Source organism: Stenotrophomonas pictorum JCM 9942 (assembly GCF_001310775.1).
Lineage (GTDB): Bacteria > Pseudomonadota > Gammaproteobacteria > Xanthomonadales > Xanthomonadaceae > Stenotrophomonas > Stenotrophomonas pictorum.
Genome location: NZ_BAZI01000452.1, coordinates 1 through 1,907 on the forward strand (window position 1 = coordinate 1; position 1,907 = coordinate 1,907).

1 pseudogene is annotated in these 1,907 nt (G+C 68.7%); it reads left to right on the forward strand.

Features of this window, described 5'->3' with window-relative positions:
• A pseudogene (locus tag JCM9942_RS14915) lies at positions 1–1,724 on the forward strand (DUF885 domain-containing protein); the annotation flags it as partial.
• Positions 1,725–1,907: the final 183 nt, after the last annotated feature.

Here is a 1,907-nt window from a genome sequence, read left to right on the forward strand (position 1 = left end):
CCCGTAACGACCACGACCACGCCCGCCGCCCCGGCCTGGGTTGCGCGCAGCAACGAGCTGGCGCAGATCCTGCTTGCCGCGCAGGCGCCGTTCCAGCCGGAGATGACCAGCTTCTTCGGCGTGCCCGGTTATGACGACAAGGTGGTCGATCTGGGGCCGGACAACGCCGCGCGCTACCGCGCCGCCATGAACCAGGCGCGCGACCAGCTGCGCGAGAAGCTGCAGGTCGAGCGCGATCCCAATCTGCGCCAGGACCTGCAGATCATGATCGACGCGGCCGGACGCAACATCGAAGGCAGCGCGCTCGACGAGCAGCATCTGATGCCGTGGGTGGATGTGCCGCAGACCGTGTTCGGCGGCCTCAACAACCTGCTCTCCGACCAGGTGCCCGAAGCGCGCCGGGCCAAGGCACTGGACCGGCTCAACGCCTACCTCGGCAGGACCCCGGGCACGCAGCCGCTGGCCACCCTGGCGCGCCAGCGCTACGCCGAAAAGAGCGGCACGCCCAATCTGCTGCAGCCGACCCGGATCGAAGTCGAGCAGGCGCTGGCCAATGTCGACACCTACATCGCCGGCATCGGCCAGCTGTTCGCCAAGTACCAGATCGACGGCGCCGATGCCGCGCTGGCCGAGCTGGCCACGCAGATGAAGGACTACATCGCCTGGACGCAGCAGGACGTGCTGCCCCGGGCCCGCACCGATACCCGTCTGCCGGCCGAGCTGTACGCGTTCCAGCTCAAGCGGGTGGGGGTGGATATCGCCCCGGCGCTGCTGATGCAGCGTGCCCAGCTCGAGTACATGGAAACCCGCGCGATGATGCGCCAGCTGGCACCGCTGGTGGTGCAGGCCAAGGGTTTGAAGCTTGCCGACAACACCGACTACGTGGCGGCGATCCGCGCGCTGAAGCAGGACACCATCGGCAACGACCAGCTCGAGTCGCACTACCGCGGCGTGATCGATGCGATCGATCCGGTCATCCGCGCGCAGGGCATTGTCGAGGTGCCGCAGCGGCCATTGCAGATGCGGCTGGGCAGCGCCGCCGAAAGCGCCGCCTCGCCGGCCCCGCACTACCTGCCGCCGCCGCTGGTGGGCAACACCGGCCAGCAGGGCACGTTCGTGCTGCCGCTGGGCAACCCCGCCTCGGGGGACAAGGCCCGGTACGATGACTTCAACTTTGGCGCGGCGGCATGGACGCTGAGCGCGCACGAAGGCCGCCCCGGCCACGACCTGCAGTTCGCGGCCATGGTCGAGCGCGGTATCTCGCTGGCGCGCACGATGTTCGCCTTCAATTCGGTCAACGTCGAGGGCTGGGCGCTGTATGCCGAGGCGGAGATGGTGCCGTTCGAGCCGCTGGAAGGCAGATGATCGCGTTGCAGTTCCGCCTACTGCGTGCGGCCCGGGCGATGCTCGATCCCGCACTCAATCTGGGCCAGACCGACCGCGAGCGGGCGCGCAAGCTGCTGGTGGAAGGCGTTGGGCTGTCCGAGGCGATGGCCACCCAGGAGCTGGACCGCTACACCGTGCGTGCGCCGGGCCAGGCCTGCAGCTATTTCTATGGCTACACCCGGATCATGGAACTGCGCATGCAGACCGAGCTGGCCCTGGGCGACAGGTTCGACCGTCTGGCATTCAACAATTTCCTGCTCGACCAGGGCCTGTTGCCGCCGGACCAGCTGGCCGCGGCGGTCAACGAGGTGTTCATTCCGGCGCAGCGCAAGCGGTAAAAAAGCAGGGCGCCGCATGGCGCCCTTCGCTGTCCTGCCGCAGCCGTTACTTGCCGGCGCCCGGGGGTACCCAGATCGCCACCCCGGCCGCGCGTTTCTGCTCGGTCGGAATACCCACGCTCAGGCCCCCGCCGCTGTGCCGGCCAAAGCTGCCGGCCCCGACCGACATGCCGACCGGCGAAC